Annotated in this window: 14 protein-coding genes and 1 pseudogene; 5 read left to right on the forward strand and 10 right to left on the reverse strand. The window is 68.2% G+C overall.

Features of this window, described 5'->3' with window-relative positions:
• The first annotated feature begins 19 nt into the window (after positions 1-19).
• Positions 20-2,317: a CaiB/BaiF CoA transferase family protein gene (locus NQ151_RS16320; protein ID WP_257528734.1), complete on the forward strand. Its 2,298-nt coding sequence runs from the start codon at positions 20-22 to the stop codon at positions 2,315-2,317.
• Positions 2,318-2,619: 302 nt separating this feature from the next.
• Here NQ151_RS16320 and NQ151_RS16325 read toward each other — a convergent pair whose 3' ends face one another.
• On the reverse strand, positions 2,620-4,107 hold the full coding sequence (locus NQ151_RS16325; RefSeq protein ID WP_257510104.1) for a CoA-acylating methylmalonate-semialdehyde dehydrogenase: 1,488 nt from the start codon (positions 4,105-4,107) through the stop codon (positions 2,620-2,622).
• A gap of 377 nt (positions 4,108-4,484) precedes the next feature.
• Here NQ151_RS16325 and NQ151_RS16835 point away from each other — a divergent pair.
• Positions 4,485-4,586: pseudogene (locus NQ151_RS16835) on the forward strand (ABC transporter ATP-binding protein); the annotation flags it as partial.
• A 41-nt stretch (positions 4,587-4,627) separates the two neighbouring features.
• Here NQ151_RS16835 and NQ151_RS16330 read toward each other — a convergent pair.
• Positions 4,628-5,482, reverse strand: coding sequence for an alpha/beta fold hydrolase (locus NQ151_RS16330; RefSeq protein WP_257528735.1), 855 nt, complete (start codon positions 5,480-5,482; stop codon positions 4,628-4,630).
• Positions 5,483-5,487: 5 nt separating this feature from the next.
• Positions 5,488-6,600, reverse strand: a complete 1,113-nt coding sequence (locus NQ151_RS16335; RefSeq protein ID WP_257528736.1) for an NAD(P)-binding domain-containing protein — start codon at positions 6,598-6,600, stop codon at positions 5,488-5,490.
• A gap of 277 nt (positions 6,601-6,877) precedes the next feature.
• Here NQ151_RS16335 and NQ151_RS16340 point away from each other — a divergent pair, with 277 nt between their 5' ends.
• On the forward strand, positions 6,878-7,720 hold the full coding sequence (locus NQ151_RS16340) for an alpha/beta fold hydrolase (RefSeq protein WP_257528737.1): 843 nt from the start codon (positions 6,878-6,880) through the stop codon (positions 7,718-7,720).
• Between the two features lie 36 nt (positions 7,721-7,756).
• On the opposite strand, the gene NQ151_RS16345 is transcribed toward NQ151_RS16340, so the two are convergent.
• The 6 genes from NQ151_RS16345 to NQ151_RS16370 form a co-directional block, all read right to left on the reverse strand.
• Positions 7,757-8,617 (reverse strand): alpha/beta fold hydrolase, encoded by an 861-nt coding sequence (locus tag NQ151_RS16345; RefSeq protein WP_257528738.1) that lies wholly within the window; start codon positions 8,615-8,617, stop codon positions 7,757-7,759.
• Between the two features lie 158 nt (positions 8,618-8,775).
• Positions 8,776-10,263, reverse strand: coding sequence for an asparaginase domain-containing protein (locus NQ151_RS16350; RefSeq protein ID WP_257510099.1), 1,488 nt, complete (start codon positions 10,261-10,263; stop codon positions 8,776-8,778).
• 238 nt (positions 10,264-10,501) lie between these two features.
• On the reverse strand, positions 10,502-11,203 hold the full coding sequence (locus NQ151_RS16355; RefSeq protein WP_257510098.1) for a TetR/AcrR family transcriptional regulator: 702 nt from the start codon (positions 11,201-11,203) through the stop codon (positions 10,502-10,504).
• Positions 11,200-12,132: a shikimate dehydrogenase gene (locus NQ151_RS16360; RefSeq protein WP_257510097.1), complete on the reverse strand. Its 933-nt coding sequence runs from the start codon at positions 12,130-12,132 to the stop codon at positions 11,200-11,202. The genes NQ151_RS16355 and NQ151_RS16360 overlap by 4 nt, the downstream gene beginning before the upstream one ends.
• Positions 12,129-12,431, reverse strand: coding sequence for a Dabb family protein (locus NQ151_RS16365; RefSeq protein WP_257510096.1), 303 nt, complete (start codon positions 12,429-12,431; stop codon positions 12,129-12,131). The genes NQ151_RS16360 and NQ151_RS16365 overlap by 4 nt, the downstream gene beginning before the upstream one ends.
• A complete protein-coding gene (locus tag NQ151_RS16370) occupies positions 12,428-14,272 on the reverse strand; it encodes a bifunctional sugar phosphate isomerase/epimerase/4-hydroxyphenylpyruvate dioxygenase family protein (RefSeq protein WP_257510125.1) in 1,845 nt (614 codons plus the stop codon). Before NQ151_RS16370 ends, NQ151_RS16365 begins: the two co-directional genes overlap by 4 nt.
• A 134-nt stretch (positions 14,273-14,406) precedes the next feature.
• On the opposite strand from NQ151_RS16370, the gene NQ151_RS16375 reads away from it, so the two are divergent.
• A complete protein-coding gene (locus tag NQ151_RS16375; protein WP_257510095.1) occupies positions 14,407-15,165 on the forward strand; it encodes an IclR family transcriptional regulator in 759 nt (252 codons plus the stop codon).
• 6 nt (positions 15,166-15,171) lie between these two features.
• Entirely contained in the window at positions 15,172-15,939 is a 768-nt protein-coding gene (locus tag NQ151_RS16380) for an IclR family transcriptional regulator (RefSeq protein ID WP_257528739.1), read from the forward strand.
• Between the two features lie 69 nt (positions 15,940-16,008).
• On the opposite strand, the gene dctP is transcribed toward NQ151_RS16380, so the two are convergent.
• Complete coding sequence (gene dctP, locus NQ151_RS16385) at positions 16,009-17,064, reverse strand: TRAP transporter substrate-binding protein DctP (RefSeq protein WP_257510094.1); 1,056 nt, start codon at positions 17,062-17,064, stop codon at positions 16,009-16,011.
• Between the last annotated feature and the right edge of the window lie 41 nt (positions 17,065-17,105).

Here is a 17,105-nt window from a genome sequence, read left to right on the forward strand (position 1 = left end):
AAATAAGCAAGGAGTGGTCATGTCCCCAATGACGGGGTTTGCGGTAATCGAACTGACAACCGGGATCGCCGGGCCGATGGTGGGAATGCTGCTGTCGGACTTCGGTGCCGATGTCATCAAGGTGGAGCCGCCCGGCGGAGACCCGTTGCGGGGTACCGCTGCCTTCGCAGGTCTCAACAGGGGCAAGTCGAGCCTCGTGCTCGACGCCGACCAGCCGGCCGACGCACGTGTGCTGTGGGAACGCCTGCTCGTAGCAGATGTGTGTCTCATCAAGGACGCCGGGGACCTGTCAGCGTTCGGCATCGATGCCGACGAGTTGCGTCAGGCCGCTCCCCGTCTCGTGCTCGCGGAGATGCCCCCGTACGGATCGGAGGGGGAGACGCCGTGGCAGGGTGGGCACGAGTCGAATGCCCTGTTGGCTGCCTACTCAGGCCTCGCATGGCGCCAGGCGTCCTTTGACGGCACCCCCGTCGAGTGGGTGCGTCCGCAGTTCCTCTACGCGCAGGCCATCTGGGCGACCGCCTGCACGGTGGCCGCCCTCACCGAGCGAGAGCGCTCGGGCTGGGGCCAGCATGTGGAGGTCACCGGCCTGCACGGTGTGATGGTGATGTCGTCTGGTCAGTTCGCGACCTTCACGGATGCACCGGATCCGATCACCGCCGTGGGTGTGGCCGGGCGCCACCCCACCTACAGTCGGTTCCGGGCCTCGGATGGCAAGTGGTTCGTCGTGGGCGGGCTGGGGCCGAAGTTCGAGCCGCTGCTGCTGAACGCGCTCGGCCTCATCGACATCCTCGATGACCCGCGCGTCGGCCACCTCTCGAAGCTGCTGGAACCCAGCAACTACGGGTGGGTCTCCGAGCGGATCCGTGGGGTCTTCGCCACGAAGCCACGCGCCGAGTGGCTTGACATGCTGGAGCGCCTCGGGATTGCCGGAGGTGCCATCGAATCCTCGGACAAGTGGCTGGATCACCCGCAGATCGAAGCGAACGGACTGCACGTCCGGGTGCAGGACCCCACGCTCGGCGAGGTATCGATGCCCGGCATTCCGCTGGTGCTGCACGGCTCGCCCGGAGACATCCGCGGCGCCGCCCCCGCGCTCGGTGAGGACCGCACCTCACCGCGCACGCCGGCCAGCGGGCCGGGGGGCATTCCCATGCCTGCTGCTGTCCGACCTGGTCCGCTGAGCGGCTTCACGGTGCTCGACATGGGCACGTTCGTCGCTGGGCCTTACACCGGCAGTCTGCTGGCAGAGCTGGGCGCGGACGTCATCAAGGTGGAGCCCTCTCGCGGTGACCCCTTCCGGCAGAGTGGCTTCACCTACAACCGGGGGATGCGCAGCCTCGCTCTGGATCTGAAGGGTCATGGCGGCGTTGAGGCTCTGCACGCGGTGGTGCGGAATGCCGATGCGGTCGTCAGCTCCAACCGCCCCGGCACCGCGGCCGCGCTGGGTGTCGACTACGCGTCGCTGTCGCGCGTCAACCCGAAGATCGTGCTGATGACCCTCTCCGGCTACGGAGAGAAGGGCCCGCTCGCCGGTCAGCCCGGTGTGGACATGGTGCTTCAAGGGATGTCGGGCATGATGACAGGTCAGGGCGGTGACTCCGAACCGGTGTGCAACACGCTCGCCAGCATCGACACCGCATCCGGCGCGATCGGGGCGCTGGGCGTCGCGCTCGCGCTGTTGCACCGGGAGCGCACAGGGGAAGGTCAGCAGGGATCCTTCTCACTGGCAGCCACAGCAACCGCCCTGCAGTTCTGCGAGCTCGTGCGTTTCGAGGGTAAACCCCCCGCCGTGCCCGGGGGCCAGGACTTCAAGGGCGCACGCCCCGACGATCGCTTCTACGCGGCCGCAGACGGTTGGGTCCGACTGCAGGCCATCGGCGCGCAGAGTGACCTCGACGCTATGGCGGGAACATCGCCTGACGCCTCTTCTGACGACATCCAGGAGGCAATCGCTGCGCGGATGAAGACGATGAGCGCTCAGGCCGCGGTGGCGTGGGCGCAATCCCACGGGTTCGCCGCCGTGGTCACCCGAAAGATCTCCCAGGCGCAGCGCGACGAGCAGCTGCTGGAGTCGGAGTTCGTGCACGTGCGGCCTGCCGCTGCCGGGCGCACGATGTTCGCTCCGGGCCGTTTTGCTCGGTTCAGCCGGACCTCTCGGCGCGGACCGATGTCGGTCGCGGGCGTCGGCGAAAGCACGGTCGCGATCCTGCGTGACGCGGGAGTGGCGCGGGAGCAGATCGAGGCGCTGCTGTCGTCGGGCGTCGCGACGCAGGGTGATCCTGCCCCGCAGACCCTCGGCTATATATATCGCTGAGTAGCAGGCACGAAGGGGGCATACGGCACACGCCGGTTGCCCCCTTTCTCGTCAGAGTAAGCGGGGGAATCTCCGTGGTGGCGCGTCGACCTACGCGGCGGCGACGTAGCGCCGGATCGAGGGCTCAGCAGATTGGCGCTGAGCGTGCGTTCGGGCTCGAGGATGCTGTCGCGCGGCTGGACACCCGAAGGTGGCCGCACAGCGCTTGCGCTCCACGAGTGAAAGACACATCCGCACCAACGCGAGCGTCGGTGCGGATGTGTCTTTCACGAGGGAGAAACTGGCGACGTCTGTCGCTCCGATCAGTGGTTGCTGGGGAAGCCGAGGTCGATCTGCGAAGGAGTGTTGTCGGGCCAGCGCGTGGTGACGACCTTCGACTTGGTGTAGAAGTGAATCGACTCCGGGCCGTAGATGTGCGAGTCGCCGAAGAGCGACTTCTTCCAGCCGCCGAACGAGAACGCACCGATCGGCACAGGTACGGGCACGTTGATGCCGACCATGCCGACCTCCACGTCATACTCGAACTGACGGGCGGTACCGCCGTCGCGAGTGAAGATGGCGGTACCGTTGGCGAACGCGTTTGCGTTCACCAGGTTGAGAGCATCCGTGTACGACTCGGCACGCGCGACCGCGAGCACCGGGCCGAAGATCTCCTCGTCATACACGCGCATGCCGGGCTTGACGTGATCGATGAGGCTGACGCCCACGAAGAAGCCGTCGTTGTCGAACTGCTGCGCGGTGCCGTCCACCACGACGGTGGCGCCTTCGCCCGCCGCCCCCGAAACGTAGCTGACTACCTTGTCGCGGTGCTCCCGGGTGATCAGCGGGCCCATGTCGCTCTGCGGATCCGTTCCGGGACCAATGCGCAGGCCCGCCAGACGCTCGGCCACCTTTGCCACCAGCGTGTCAGCGGTCTCGTCGCCCACGGGCACCAGGACAGACACCGCCATGCAGCGCTCACCAGCCGAGCCGTACGCGGCCGAGACGGCCGCGTCGGCTGCGGCGTCGAGGTCGGCGTCCGGCATCACGATCATGTGGTTCTTCGCGCCGCCCAGAGCCTGCACTCGCTTACCCTTGTCGCTCGCGTTGCGGTAGATCGACGCGGCAATCGGAGTCGATCCAACGAAGCTCACGGCCTCGACGTCGGGGGAGTTCAGCAGGGCATCCACGGCTTCCTTGTCGCCGTTGACGACGTTCAAGACGCCTGCCGGGAGGCCGGCCTCTTCGAACAGGCGCACGAGCATGAGCGCGGGGGACGGGTCTTTCTCGCTCGGCTTCAGCACGACGGTGTTGCCGCAGGCGATGGCTGAGGACACCATCCACAGCGGAACCATCAGCGGGAAGTTGAACGGTGTGATCGCGGCCACGACACCTACGGGCTGCTTGACGGAGTGAACGTCCACGCCACGCGCAACCTGCTCAGCGTGCTCACCCTTAAGCAGGTGCACCAGACCGGCAGCGAACTCAACGTTCTCGACGGCGCGGCTGATCTCGCCCTTCGCATCCGAGAGCACCTTGCCGTGCTCGTCGGTGATGAGAGCGGCCAGTTCGTCTTGGCGGTCCATGATCAGCTGGCGCAGGCGGAAGAAGACGCCCGCGCGCTTGATAAGACCGGTGCTCCGCCACCCGGGCAGGGCGGCCTTCGCTACCGCGATAGCACTGTTGACCTCACTCACCGAAGCGAGTGCGACCTGGCGGGCAACCTCGCCGGTGGCCGGGTTGTAAACCGGTGCGGTGCGCTCGGCGCTTCCGATCGGCTCCCCATTGATGTGGTGAAGAACAATGCTCATGTCGGAGCTTTCCTTTCAAGAGGACGGATTGTCCTGCGCTGTCCGAGCCGACGTTCATCGTCAGTCTGCGGACGCTCGCTTCCTCCTATCTCGGAGCCTAAGAAGGGCGCCCAAGCTTAAGCAACAGTAAGCGCGTGGCCTTGGGGAGCGAGCGCGAGCGGCGAAACCGGATCTCGAACTTACCCACGAGAACGCGGGTGACGTCCTTGCAGTGATGCGGACGCTGGACAACATGCCGCTGGCGCTTGAGCTTGCCGCGGCGCGCATTCGCGTGCTCACCCGGCGACGCTCGTCGAGCGACTTGACCAGGCCGTCGTCGGCGCTCTTCTCGATGCCAACGCGGTGCACCCCGGGCGCAGCGCCCAGCCATCTCCTCGATGAGCGAGATGGCGCTCACGGCCGACAACCTCATCATCTTCGGCCGTGGACGGATCGTCGCCGACGCCCCGGTGAGCGAGATCCTCGCCGGCGCGGGGGAGGATGCCGTCTGAAGCATCGCGATGCGTGAGGAGGGCGTGAGTCAGAACCCGCTGCGCCAATCGCGGATGACCTTCACCACATCGTCAAGGTTCGACTCGAGGAGGAAGTGGCCCCCGTCGAGGAGCTCGACCCGGGCGCTCGGCACGTCGCGACGGAAGGCCTCCGCGCCGGCGGAGGCGAAGATCTCGTCGTTGCGACCCCAGACGGCCAGGACCGGAACCTGCGTTTCGCGCAGCCACTCGTGAAGGCGCGGGTAGAGATCGCGATTGGTGACGTAGTCGCCGAAGAGGTGGAGCTGGGCTCGGTCGACACCCGGCCTGCTCAGGAGGGTGAGGTCATGCTCCCAGGCATCCGGATCGACCGTCGTCGGATCAGGTACGCCGTGGGTGTACTGCCATTCGACGGCTTCCCGCTCGAGCGCCGGGCGGAGCGCGCTCTCGTTCTCGGGCGACGGGTCGGCTCCATACGCCCAGATGGGCGCCCAGAAGTCGTCGACGAAGCCCTCCTCGTAGGCGTTGCCGTTCTGCGAGATGACGCCCTCGACCGCGGTCGGATGCCGCAGCGCCAGGCGCCACGCGATGGGTGCGCCGTAGTCCTGCACGTAGACGGTGTAGCGGGTGACGCCGACCTGCTCGAGAAATCGGGTGGTGACGTCGGCGAGCGCGTCGAAGGTGTAGGGAAACTCGTCGACGGACGGAGCCGATGATCGCCCGAAGCCGATGTGGTCGGGCGCAATGACGTGGTATCGGTCGGCCAGGGCGGGAATGAGGTGACGGAACATGTGCGAGCTCGTCGGGTAGCCGTGCAGCAGGAGAAGCACGGGGGCGTCGGCGGCGCCCGCTTCCCGGTAGAAGACGTCGAGGCCGTCGACGGTGGGGGTGCGGTGGTGTGTCACGCTTCTCACCCCGGCGCGGCTGCGGCGTGCAGCCCCGCCGTCAGAGCGCGCACGGCGTCACGCCCCGCGCGGTTCGCGCCCACGGTGGACTGTGAAGGTCCGAACCCGATGAGATGCACGCGGGGGTCCGCAGCGACCTGAGTGCCTCGCATCTCGATCCCGCCCCGGGCGTTGCGTAGCGACAGGGGGTCGAGGTGCGCGAGCGCCGGTCGGAACCCCGTCGCCCAGAGGATCGTGTCGACGGGAGTGAATGTGCCGTCCGCTTCTCGCACGCCCGCCGGTTCGATACGCGTGAACATCGGCCGTCGCACCAGGGCGCCGCGTCGCTGCGCGGCGAGCGCGTAGGCAGTCCAGGCGAGATCCGTGTACGAGACGACGCTCCCGGCGGGGTTTCCTGCCTCGATGTCGGCCGTCACCTTCGCGATCACCTCGCGTCCCTCCACCTCTGGGGTGAAGCCGCCGTCGCGGAAGACCGGTTCCCGACGCGTGTACCAGGCCACCTGCGCCACCCGCGATATCTCTTCGAGTTGCTGAACGGCTGAGATCCCCCCTCCGACGACTGCGACGCGCTCACCGGTGAAATCGTCCAGAGTCGTGTAGTCACGGGTGTGGAGCTGGCGTCCCGCGAATGTCTCCTGCCCGGGATACGCAGGGATCATCGGATTGGTCCAGGTTCCGGTCGCGTTGATGATCGCTCGCGTGCGCCACGTCCCGGCGGTGGAATGCACCAGGAGATCACCGTCAGGGTCGTCGTCGGCGCGAGTGACCGACGGCACGGCGACGGGACGGAGGATCGGCAGGTGCATGTGCTGCTCGAACGCGGAGAAGTACGCCGGCACCGCCACCCGGGCGGGATCGGCGGGGTCGGGTGGCGCCTGCCGGAACCCGGGGAGGTCGAAGATGCCGTTGACCGTCGACATCGTCAGGGACTCCCACCGATGCAGCCACGCACCACCGGGCAACTCTTCGGCATCGAGCATCACGAAGCTGCGCGGGGCATCGGGGTCGTCCACGGCGCTGATGAATCCGCGCCGGGCCAGATGGAACCCGGCGGACAATCCGGCCTGCCCGGCACCGATCACAACCGTGTCTGCTCGGCGGATCTGCGCATCTCCCACGGGCGGACTCCTCTGTGTCTCGGACGCTGACTTCGGGCCGTTCTCGGGTGGCCCAGGTGCGGAACTACGTCAACTCGGGGTTGGGCGGCGCAGCTCCGTGAGGACCGGATATTCACGTGTCAACCAACGCGTGCCCCGTCGTGTTCCTGCCGAGGCGGGCGTCGGCGACGGATTGTGTCGCAGGCCAGCCACTCGACCTTGACCGTGTGCCGACCACAGGGGTTCTCCTTGCCATGAGGGCCCAGCACCGGGCTGGGCGACACGGAAAGGCGAGAACATGGGATACATCACGGTCGGCGACGAGAACAGCACCCCCATCGAGCTGTACTACGAGGACCAGGGCGCGGGACAGCCGGTCGTCCTCATCCATGGCTACCCGCTGAACGGCCACAGCTGGGAGCGTCAGACGCGTGAACTCCTCGCCGCGGGCTACCGGGTGATCACATACGACCGTCGCGGTTTCGGACTGTCGTCGAAGGTGCACTCCGGCTACGACTACGACACCTTCGCGTCCGATCTGAACACGATTCTGGAGACCCTGGACCTGCGCGATGCCGTGCTGGTCGGCTTCTCGATGGGCACCGGAGAGCTCGCCCGCTACGTGGCACGGTATGGACACGACCGAGTGGCGAAGCTCGCGTTCCTCGCCTCGCTCGAGCCGTTCCTCGTCGCCCGCGACGACAACCCTGACGGCGTACCGCAGGACGTCTTCGACGGCATCACGGCGGATGCGCGGAATGACCGGTACGCGTGGTTCACGCAGTTCTTCAGGGACTTCTACAACGCGGACGAGAACGTCGGGACGAGGATCAGCCCGGAAGCGGTCGCGGGGAGCTGGAACGCCGCAATCGCCAGCGCTCCCGTCGCGGCGTATGCCGTCGTAGCATCCTGGATCGAGGACTTCCGCGCCGACGTCGAAGCCGTGCGCGCCAGCGGCAAGCCGGCTCTGATCCTGCACGGCACCAAGGACAACATCCTCCCCATCGACGCCACCGCACGGCGCTTCCACGCGGTGTTCCCCGAAGCCGAGTACGTCGAGATCGAGGGCGCACCGCACGGCCTGCTGTGGACGCACGCCGCCGAGGTCAATGCCGCCCTGACGAGCTTCCTCCGCGGCTAGGACAGCGACCGAACCGAAGTAGCGCAGTAGCGACGGTCACCCGGATGCCGGTGGCGCGCTGGGACTGACCGCGCCGAGGATCTCGCGCGCCACCTGCGCGGCAGCGCGCTCGGGCAGCCAGTGATTCTCGTCGAGCTCGACGAACCGGTAGCCGGCGCTGACGTACCGGCGGGTCAACTCCGCCGCGCGGCGACCGAGCGCTTGATCGCGGTTGCCCCACACGTAGACCGTGTCTACCGCGACGGGCTCCCGTGCGGCATCCGCCCCGCGCCGGTCGGGCAGCCACATTCCGCGGTACCAGTTCAGTGCTGATCGCAGCGCCTGCGGCTCAGCGAGGAAACGCTGATACTCCCGCGCGACGGGGGAGGGAAGGCCCATCGCGATGAGCAGGCGAGCGAGGCGGGGCCGGAGCACGGCCTCGGGCAGCCGGGGGAGTTGGAAGAAACCGATGTAAAGCGATCGCAGCGCTTGCGCCGAAGAGAGGAGGGAGCGCAGCAGGGCGCGCGGATGCGGCGTGGAGAGCACCGTCATGCCGGTCAGCCGATGGGGGGCGACCGCAGCCATCCGCCAGGCGACAAACCCGCCCCAGTCGTGCCCGACCAGGTGCACGCGCTCCGCCTCGAGCGCATCGAGCAATGCCAGGACGTCGCCGGTGACGTCGGCGGCGCGGTAATCACGGCGCCGACGGGGCCGGGCCTGCCGCGAGTACCCGCGCTGGTCGAACGCCACGACCCGGGCGCCGCCCGCAACCAGATGGGGTGTGACCGCATCCCAGGTGCGGCGGGAGCCGGGAAAGCCGTGGAGGAGAACGATGACGGGGCCGTCGATCGGGCCGGTATCGGACACGTCGAAACGGAGGCGTCCGCGGTCGAAGTTGTGGATGCGGGTCGTCAGCATGCCCCATTTTGAGTCGGCCGTCGCGGCACGGCGAAGGGGGTTGCGCGGTGCCGGCTGCCGCCACGATGATCTCGCCCGGGCCGGCCCAGCACCGCCACGGGAACGACGAAGGGCCGGCTCTCACGAACCGGCCCTTCGTCGTTCCCGCGAACCGCGTGTCAGCTCTGGGAGACCACTTCCTGTCCCGTCAACCGGCGACGGTACTGCCAGTACATGGTGCTGCCGATCGCGATGGCGAACGCACCGATGAGGGCTGCGATTCCGCCGCCGCCGGTCCCGCCGGTGAACGGCAGCGATCCGACCAGAGCCGTGGGTGTCTCGGTGGGCGACGGCGTTTCCTCGGTCGGGTCCTCCGGAGTCGCCGGTGCCGAGGGCGATGCCTCCGGCTCGGGCTGCGCCGACGGCTCTGGCTCCGGCTCCGGCTCGGCGGGCGGGTCGGCGACGGGCGTCGGGCTGACGGTGGCGGCGAGCGCCGATGTGTCGAAGGTCGGGGTGCCGAGCGTCTCGAACCAGGTGCGGGCCTGCGCGACGTCACCCGTGAAGGTCCGCGAGAGCATCAGGAGCAGTCGCGCCTTCTGCGGCAGCAGGTCGCCACCGGCGATGGTGTTGCCCGAACCGCCCGAGACCGATCCGCTTCCGGTGCGGGTGGTGCTGGTGAACCACACGCCCTGGTCGCGGGCGGCGGCGGTGCGTGCTCGACCAGCGGCACCGGAGATGCCACCGGCGCCGGTGCCTGCGGTGACGATGCCCTTGACCCCTGCGGCCGCCCACGCGGCGATCGCTTCGCCGCCGACGTCCTGGGCGTTGTAGAAGATCTCGACACGGGGATACGCGTCGCGGGCGACGGTGCGCACATCGAACGGCGTGAACCACTCGTTCGTCTCGCAATCCAGCACACGCGCCGGGGCGCGGTTGATGATCACCTCGGAACCGTCGACCCACCCGAGCACTCCGGACATGCGCGTGACGAACGTGTCGTTGCGCGTTGCGTTGCCCTTGGTCACGTCCCGAGCAGCATGGATCTCGTCGTTGAGTGAGAGCACGGTGCCGAAGCAGTAGGTCTCCTGGCTTGCAGCGAGGCGGATCGACTGCAACAGGTTCGCGGGGCCGTCGGCCCCGAAGACGCCCTCTTGCGACGCGGTGTCCCCGGCCGCCCACGGGCGCATCGCGCCGGTGATGACGACGGGCTTCTTGCTCTGGACGGTGAGGTCGAGCCAGTAGGCGAACTCCTCCATCGTGTCGGTTCCGGTGGTCACGATGACGCCGTCGGCATCCTTCAGGGCGTCCTCCACGGCGATCGTGAGGTCGTGGTACTGCGGGATCGTGTAGCCGCCGGAGCCCGAGTTGCCGAACTGCACCACGCTCACGTCGGCGATGGCGGCGACTTCGGGCTGGAGCACCGCAAGCATGTCCGCCATCGGGTAGGTGCCTGCGCGGTAGTCGGTGAAGGTATCGCGGCCGTCGGCCATGCCGGCGATGGTCCCGCCGGTGGCGACGATGACGATCTTCGGCTTCTCCGCAGCAGCGGCGGGTTCAGTGGTGGGCGGCAGGACGACGAGCCCGGCGCCGGCGAAGGCGGCGGCCGCGAGCGCGGCCAGCCAACGGGTGCGCCGCGAACGAGCAGGCGCAGCAGGAACTGATGACACAGGGGTCCTCTCCAGATTTCGGACACGCCAGAGCGCGCCGAGGGCGATCGGCTGAGATGAGCGAGGGGTCGGCTCCCGCGACACCCTGCCGCCGAGCACCTGCCTCTAGGTCAGGATGGTGGTGCGTCTTTTCGCGTTGCGCTCGTGCTCGTTTCGCGCGTGTTAATTCACCCTCGCGTCGCCGGATGGCGCCGGGTCGCGTCGGAGCAGGGTAGAGTTGTCCTCGATAGGCGAACTCTCATTCGTCTCGCCCCGGCCGCGTGGTAACGGTCGGGGCTTTTTCTTTGCCCGCTGCCGTCATCGTGGACACAACCATGTCGCCGATCAGGCGCCGGTGGGAGTCCTGCAGCTTCGGGTCCAGCATGTCGCGATCGAAGATGGCGGCGAAGGTGTGCCGGTTGGCGACGTGGAAGCACGCGTACGCACTGATGATCATGTGCACGTCGAGCGCGTCCACGTCATCGCGGAACGTGCCCTCGTGCACGCCGCGTTCGATCACCTCCTGCAGGAGCGTGATCGCGGTGACGTTCTCCCGCAGGATCGTGGGGGAGTGGCGCACGTTCTCGGCCCGGTGGATGTTCTCGATGCTCACCAGCTGGATGAACGCCTCGTGCGTGGTGTGATGCACGTAGGTCGCTTCCGCCAGCTTCCGAAGCCCCTCTTCGGGCGACAGCTCGTCGATCTGGATGCCGCGCTCCACGCGCCGGATCTGCGCGTACACGCGCTCCAGAACGGCCAGGTAGAGCCCTTCCTTCGATTCGAAGTAGTAATAGAGCATGCGCTTGGTGGTGCGGGTGCGCGCGGCGATCTCGTCCACCCGCGCTCCGGCGTATCCGTGCGCGGCGAATTCGGCTGTCGCCACGTCGAGGATGTCCTCCCGCGCCCGCGCGGCGCGGTCCGTTTCCCCGGCGGTGCGCACCTCACGCACCTCATCGGTCATCCCGCTCCTCCCGCGGCACCATCGGCGGCTTCACGGCGGATGAGGTCGGCGAAATGGCGCGCCATCCGCTCTCGGTCGGGCCGCTGCCCGGTGATGATCTCGAGGCTGGCATACGCCTGACCGACAGCCATCCGTCCCCCGTCCAGCACGGCGTGCCCCCGCTGCGCCGCCTGACGCAGCAACTCCGTCTGCAGCGGACGGTACACGACATCGGAGACCCAGGCACTAGGCCGGAGACGGTCCAGGTCGATGGGGACGCCGGGCATGTGGCGCATCCCCATCGGCGTGGCGTGCACGACACCCGTGGCCAGCGCGATCGCCTCGCCGAGCACCTCCGGTGCGACAGTCGCGATCACCTGCGACGGGAAGTGTGCGCGCATGCGCTCCGCCAACTCCTCGGCGCGGGCCGCATCGACATCCGACAGCGCGAGGCGGGCGGTCCCGCAGGACAGGAGGGCGTACGCGGTCGCCGCGCCCGCTCCGCCGCACCCCACCTGCACGACACGTTCGAAGGACGCGCCGGGCAGACCCGCCGCGAGCGCGTCGCGGTATCCCATCCAATCGGTGTTGTAGCCGACGAGACGCCCGTCCCGGAACACCACAAGGTTGACGGCACCGAGCCGTTCGGCATCCGGATCCAACTCGTCGACGACCCCGAGCACCCGCTGTTTGCAGGGGTGCGTGATGTTCATCGCCGCGTAGCCGAGACCGCGCGCTTCGGCGAGGAGCTCGCCGACATCGTCGGCGCTCTTGCCGAGTTCAAGCAGATCGAGGATGCGGTACTCGTAGTCCAGCCCCAGTGCGGCTGCCTCCGCTTCGTGCATCGGCGGAGTGAGTGACGCCGTGATGCCTTCGCCGATCAGCCCGACCAGGTACTCGGCCCGCGGTGCGTGCGCGCGGGGCCTGATGGGTGAGGTGGGTTCGGTCATGAGATGTCGGGAAGCTCGAAGTCGACGGTGGCGAGGGACACCTTGACGGGGGCGGACACCCGGAGCACCTCGGCATGCGCCGGATGCCGGTTATAGGCGGCGAGCCCTTCGAGGTCGTCGAAGTCCGCGACCAGCGCGAGGTCGTGCGAGAACTCGCCACCGAGGACATCCGAGCCCACGGTCAGGGCCCGAAGCTCCGGAATCTGGGCCGGCAGCGCCCGCAGCAGGGACATCCAGTCTTCCCGCTGCTGCGCGGTGAAGGTGGGAACGAATCGGAAGACGGCGACGTGGCGGATCACGCCGGCACCCCCTCCGGCGCGTCACGGCGCTGTTGATACTGGGCGGCCAGTCGCACCGGGGCGTTGAGCGCGCCGTAGCCGGCGTAGTCGTCTCGCCGTTCGACGACTTCGAGGAACACCGTCCCGATCGGATGGGTGTAGAAGTGCAGGAACTCGCCGGATTCGTCGCGGTCGTACATCACGTTCAGCTCCTGCAGGTCGGCGAGCAGCTCAGGGGCGATGTCGAACCGCGCCTGGATGTCGTCGTAGTAGTTGGTCGGGATGTCCAGTGGCCGGAAGCCGCGGTCGCGTGCCGCGCGCGCCAGCGCGAGCACATCGGATGCCGCGAACGCGATGTGCTGCGGCAGGATGGCGTCGGCGTCCGCGGCCGACGGCACCAGGTTCAGCGCGACGCGCAGCACGCCGTCGGCACTGGCCAGAACCTGGCTGCGCACCAGCCCCACGGGGGCGGCGACTTCCATTGACGGCTGCGTATGCAGGTCGAGCACGGAGTGCAGGAACAGCACGCCCGCGTCGAAGTGCTGCCATGGCTGCGCGAGGTTGATGTGGTCGACGCATTCGATGTGGGCGGCATCGCCGCCGGCGGGCGGACCGAACTCGCGCACCCAGCCGGGTTCGCCGGCGCTCTCGGCGCCGAAGAAGACCTCCGAGCCATCCGGGGCGCGCACACCCACCAGGGTCTCGTCGTCCGGGTCCTCCACGCGATACACCCGCGGTGCCAGCAGGTCGGTGGCCCGTCGCAGCGCCGCTTCGGGGTCCCGCACCGACAGCCCCATGCCGGCGACCGTCGGCTGATGCCGGTCGGTCTCGGGGCGTCCCAGCACCATGCGCGCGGCGCCCTGCGACCACAGCTCGACGCTCTTGGTGCGGTGCCGGCCGTGCGCTCGGAAGCCCAGCTGGGTCAGCAGGTCCCGCATCTGATCGATCGCGTCGGTGCGCAGCTCCACGTAGTTCACGTCGGAGGGCGGCGCGACGGCGGGCAGCGCCGCCGTGGACATGCGGGCGGCCCGGCCTCCCGATCCGCCGAGCCAGATGGCCGTCTCGTGCTCGAGCCAGCGCAGCGAGCGTCGGGCGTCGATCGCGGTGTCGCGGGGATCGGACTGGCGGAACGTGTCGTTGAAGATCTCCAGCGAGACCGGGCCGTCGTATCCGGTGCGAACCAGGTGGCCCATGAACGCGCCGAGGGCGAAGCCGCCCTCGCCGGGGAACAACCGGTGATGACGACTCCACGACAGCACGTCCATCGACAGCAGCGGGGCATCGGCCATCTGCACGAAGAAGATCTTCTCGGCCGGGATCGTCTCGATCGCCTCGGGGTTGTGACCCTTCGACAGGATGTGGAAGCTGTCCAGGCACACCCCGATGCGCGGGTGGTCGGCCAGGCGTACGATGCGCGCGGCGACTTCGTAGCTGTCCACGAATCTCCCCCACGCGAGCGCCTCGTAGGCCACGCGGACCCCGTACCGTTCGGCCAGATCTCCGAGCTGGCGCAGCTGGGCGGCGGCCAGCTGCTCATCCCCGCTGCGTGCCGTCGCGACGTTGCTGCACAGCAGCATCGTGTCGATCCCCAGCCGGTTCATGAGTGTGAACTTCGCCTCGGCGCGCCGCAGATTCTGTTCCAGCAGGTCAGGGCCGACGCCTTCGAAGTCGCGGAACGGCTGGTAAAGGTCCAGCGTGAGCCCGAGCTCCTGCGCTCGTGCCCGGATCGCTTCGGGGGAGTGCGGGGAGGCGACCAGGTCCGGCTCGAAGATCTCCACGCCGTCGAAGCCCGCCTCCTTCGCGGCGACGAATTTCTCATCGAGCGTGCCGCTGAGGCAGACCGTGGCGATCGACGTGCGCATGACACCTCCCGCGGCTACCGACGCTGGCATCCGCTTTACTCTCAGATCAGCATTGCAGGAAAACGGACTAACTAGTACGTTCGAACGCACGGGGCAGTCGATGATGATTCAACCCCGCAAGAAGGGGAACCTCGATGGCGAGTCTCGCCGAATGGAACACACCGGCCGCGGCACCGGGCGGTTCTACCTCTGTGCTCGGTCGCATCATCTCGATCCTCGATGCCGTCAAGGAGTCGGGGGGATCGATTTCGATCACCGAGATCGCGGCGCACACGGCCATGCCCAAATCCACGGCATCGCGGCTCGTTGCTGAGCTGACCCGACAGCGCTACCTGCAGCGCACCGAGGACGGCGTGACCTTGGGGCTGCGCCTGTTCGAACTGGGAGCACGCGCGAACTTCCCCCGCCGGTTGATCGCGGCCGCGGCCCCGATCATCCAGGACCTGTGTGACGTCACCGGTGAGCGCGTCGGGCTGTGGGTGCACCAGGGGACCGACATGATCTCGCTCGCGGCGGTCGCAGGGAGGCTCCCGATGCTCCCTGCCCGCGCCGGCATGAGATCCCCCGCCCTGACAACGGCCAGCGGCAAGGCCTACCTCGCGTTCTGCGCGGACCAGGGCGTGGTCGATCGGGTGAGTGCGCCGCTCGTCGACGATGCGGCTGATCAGTTCCGCAGTGAGCTGCGTGAAGTGCGCTCGGCGGTGGTGGCGGTGGACCGGGGCGTCGCCTATCCGGGCATCCTCGCCGTGGCGAGCCCCGTGCTGGCCGGCGATCGCACCGTGCTCGGCGCGATCTCCATCGCCGGCCCCAGCGGGGGAATGGACCCGGACCGAGCCGCCCCGCTGGTGCGCGCTGCCGGCATCGCGTTGAGCCGTCGGCTCACGGCGGCGTAGGCAGCCGTGCGCACAGCGGATTGGACGGATTCGGTCAGCGTGCTGGACCGCTTGACGGCAGTGTTCGAGGCGTTCACCGAAGACGACGAGGGGCTCGGGATCTCGGAGCTCGCGCGCCGCGCCAACCTGCCGAAGTCGACGGTGTCGCGGATCTCGGCCGAGCTCGTCGCGCAGCGGCTGCTGGATCGCGAGGGAGACAAGCTCTATCTGGGTGTCCGGCTGTTCGAACTCGGCCAGACCGTGGTTGAACCCCGCCGGTTGCGCCGAGCGGCGTTACCGGTGATGACCGACTTGCGCAACATGACGGGGTACACCGTCAATCTCGCCGTCCTCGACGTCACCGATGTCGTCTGCATCGCTACCGTCCTCGGAGTCCCGGCGACGCCTCCAGTTCTGCGGGTCGGTGGGCGGCTACCGGCGCACGCGACCGCGTTGGGCAAGGCGATTCTCGCCTTCTCGCCGCCCGAGGCCGTGCACGCCCTCGCAAGCGACGGCGTGCTGGGCAGGCGGACACCTCAGACGGTGGGCGACCTGGATGCACTGGTGCAAGAGCTGGGAGAGGCCCGGCGGCTGGGGACTGCGGTCGAGCGCGAGCAGTGCGTGGTCGGGCGCGCGTGTGTGGCCAGTCCGATCATGGGTCGTGCGGGAGTCCCGCTGGCGGCGATCTCGGTCGCCGGTTCGGTCGACGACGTCGAACCCGAGCGGGTCATTGCCGCCGTTCACGCGGCGGCAATGACGTTGACCCGTCGCGTCGGGGCGCACCGCAACCCCTGAACAGTCCCCGGAAAGAGGAGAGGGGGTGGGTGCGAAGTCGCACCCACCCCCTCTGGTTCGAACCGACGGTCAGCCGGCCATCTCGCGAATGGCCTGGTACGCCTCGAGGTTCTCGCCCGAGAAGTAGCCGCCGAAGAACTCCTCCGCCTGGCTGATGAAGGCATCCATGTCGATGTCCTCCTTCTCGATCACGGTGAACGCGTCGTTCGCGCGGTACTCGTCGAGAATCTCCTCCGTTGCCTCGTCGACGCACGTGGCGTTCTCGGGGCGGATCTCGTGGATGGTCTCGTCCAGCAGGGTGGCCTGTTCTTCGCTCAGCTTGTCGTAGGTCATGTCGCTGACGAGGATCCAGTGGATGCCGATGTTGTGGTCGTTGAGGACCGCGACGTTGAGCACCTCGTCGTAGCTGGAGGACCGGGTGGCCACGATCGGGTTCTCCTGGCCGACGGCGATTCCCTGCTGCAACGCGGTGTAGACCTCTTCCACTGCGACCGAGACCGGGTTCGTCACGCCCAGCGCCTCGGCGTTCGCGAGGAAGGCCGGCGAGTTCGGGAACCGGATCGGCACGCCCGCGAGGTCATCGGGGCTGCGGACTTCGACGTCCTTGGTGGTGAAGGTGCGGTTGCCGAAGTACCAGCCGTCGACGATGCTCACGCCGGTGGCCTCCTGGAAGCCGGCGAACAGACCCTCCGACCCGTTGTCGATCCAGTCGAACGCGTGGTCGACATCGTCGAACGCGTAGGCGGCATCGACGACGCCGATGGGCTCGTACGTCGAGCTGAGCGCCGAGGCGCCCTGCAGGTCGATGTCGATGTCGCCGGCCTGGACGAGCGGGAACCGGTCCGCGTCGGGGCCGAGCTGGCTGGCGGGGTACAGCTCCACGGTGAAGCCGATATCGGCATCCTCGAGGCGCTCCTTGAGCAGTTCGACACCGCAGTAGTAGTTCGGCGTCTGTTCGTTCTGGCTGGTGGCGACGGTGATGGTGACATCTTCGTTCGCCGAGGCCGCTTCGGTCTCCGTTTCTTCGGGTGTGCCCCCACCGGCGCAGCCGGTGGCGACGAGGGCTGCTGCTGCGAGCACCGACGCGGCAGCCATGCCCCGGCGTGTCGAGCGGACTGTGCTCATGTGACTCTCCTCTTGTGTACGCACGTCTTCGTGGTTGAGGT

This window comes from Microbacterium sp. zg-YB36, from assembly GCF_024623575.2.
Lineage (GTDB): Bacteria > Actinomycetota > Actinomycetes > Actinomycetales > Microbacteriaceae > Microbacterium.

What these genes read in the sequence shown, in the direction of transcription:
- NQ151_RS16320 (WP_257528734.1), top strand. Translation starts at nt 20, where the DNA reads ATGTCCCCAATGACGGGGTTTGCGGTAATCGAACTGACAACCGGGATC.
- NQ151_RS16325 (WP_257510104.1), bottom strand. Translation starts at nt 4,107, where the DNA reads ATGAGCATTGTTCTTCACCACATCAATGGGGAGCCGATCGGAAGCGCC.
- NQ151_RS16340 (WP_257528737.1), top strand. Translation starts at nt 6,878, where the DNA reads ATGGGATACATCACGGTCGGCGACGAGAACAGCACCCCCATCGAGCTG.
- NQ151_RS16345 (WP_257528738.1), bottom strand. Translation starts at nt 8,617, where the DNA reads ATGCTGACGACCCGCATCCACAACTTCGACCGCGGACGCCTCCGTTTC.
- NQ151_RS16355 (WP_257510098.1), bottom strand. Translation starts at nt 11,203, where the DNA reads ATGACCGATGAGGTGCGTGAGGTGCGCACCGCCGGGGAAACGGACCGC.
- NQ151_RS16360 (WP_257510097.1), bottom strand. Translation starts at nt 12,132, where the DNA reads ATGACCGAACCCACCTCACCCATCAGGCCCCGCGCGCACGCACCGCGG.
- NQ151_RS16370 (WP_257510125.1), bottom strand. Translation starts at nt 14,272, where the DNA reads ATGCGCACGTCGATCGCCACGGTCTGCCTCAGCGGCACGCTCGATGAG.
- NQ151_RS16375 (WP_257510095.1), top strand. Translation starts at nt 14,407, where the DNA reads ATGGCGAGTCTCGCCGAATGGAACACACCGGCCGCGGCACCGGGCGGT.
- dctP (WP_257510094.1), bottom strand. Translation starts at nt 17,064, where the DNA reads ATGAGCACAGTCCGCTCGACACGCCGGGGCATGGCTGCCGCGTCGGTG.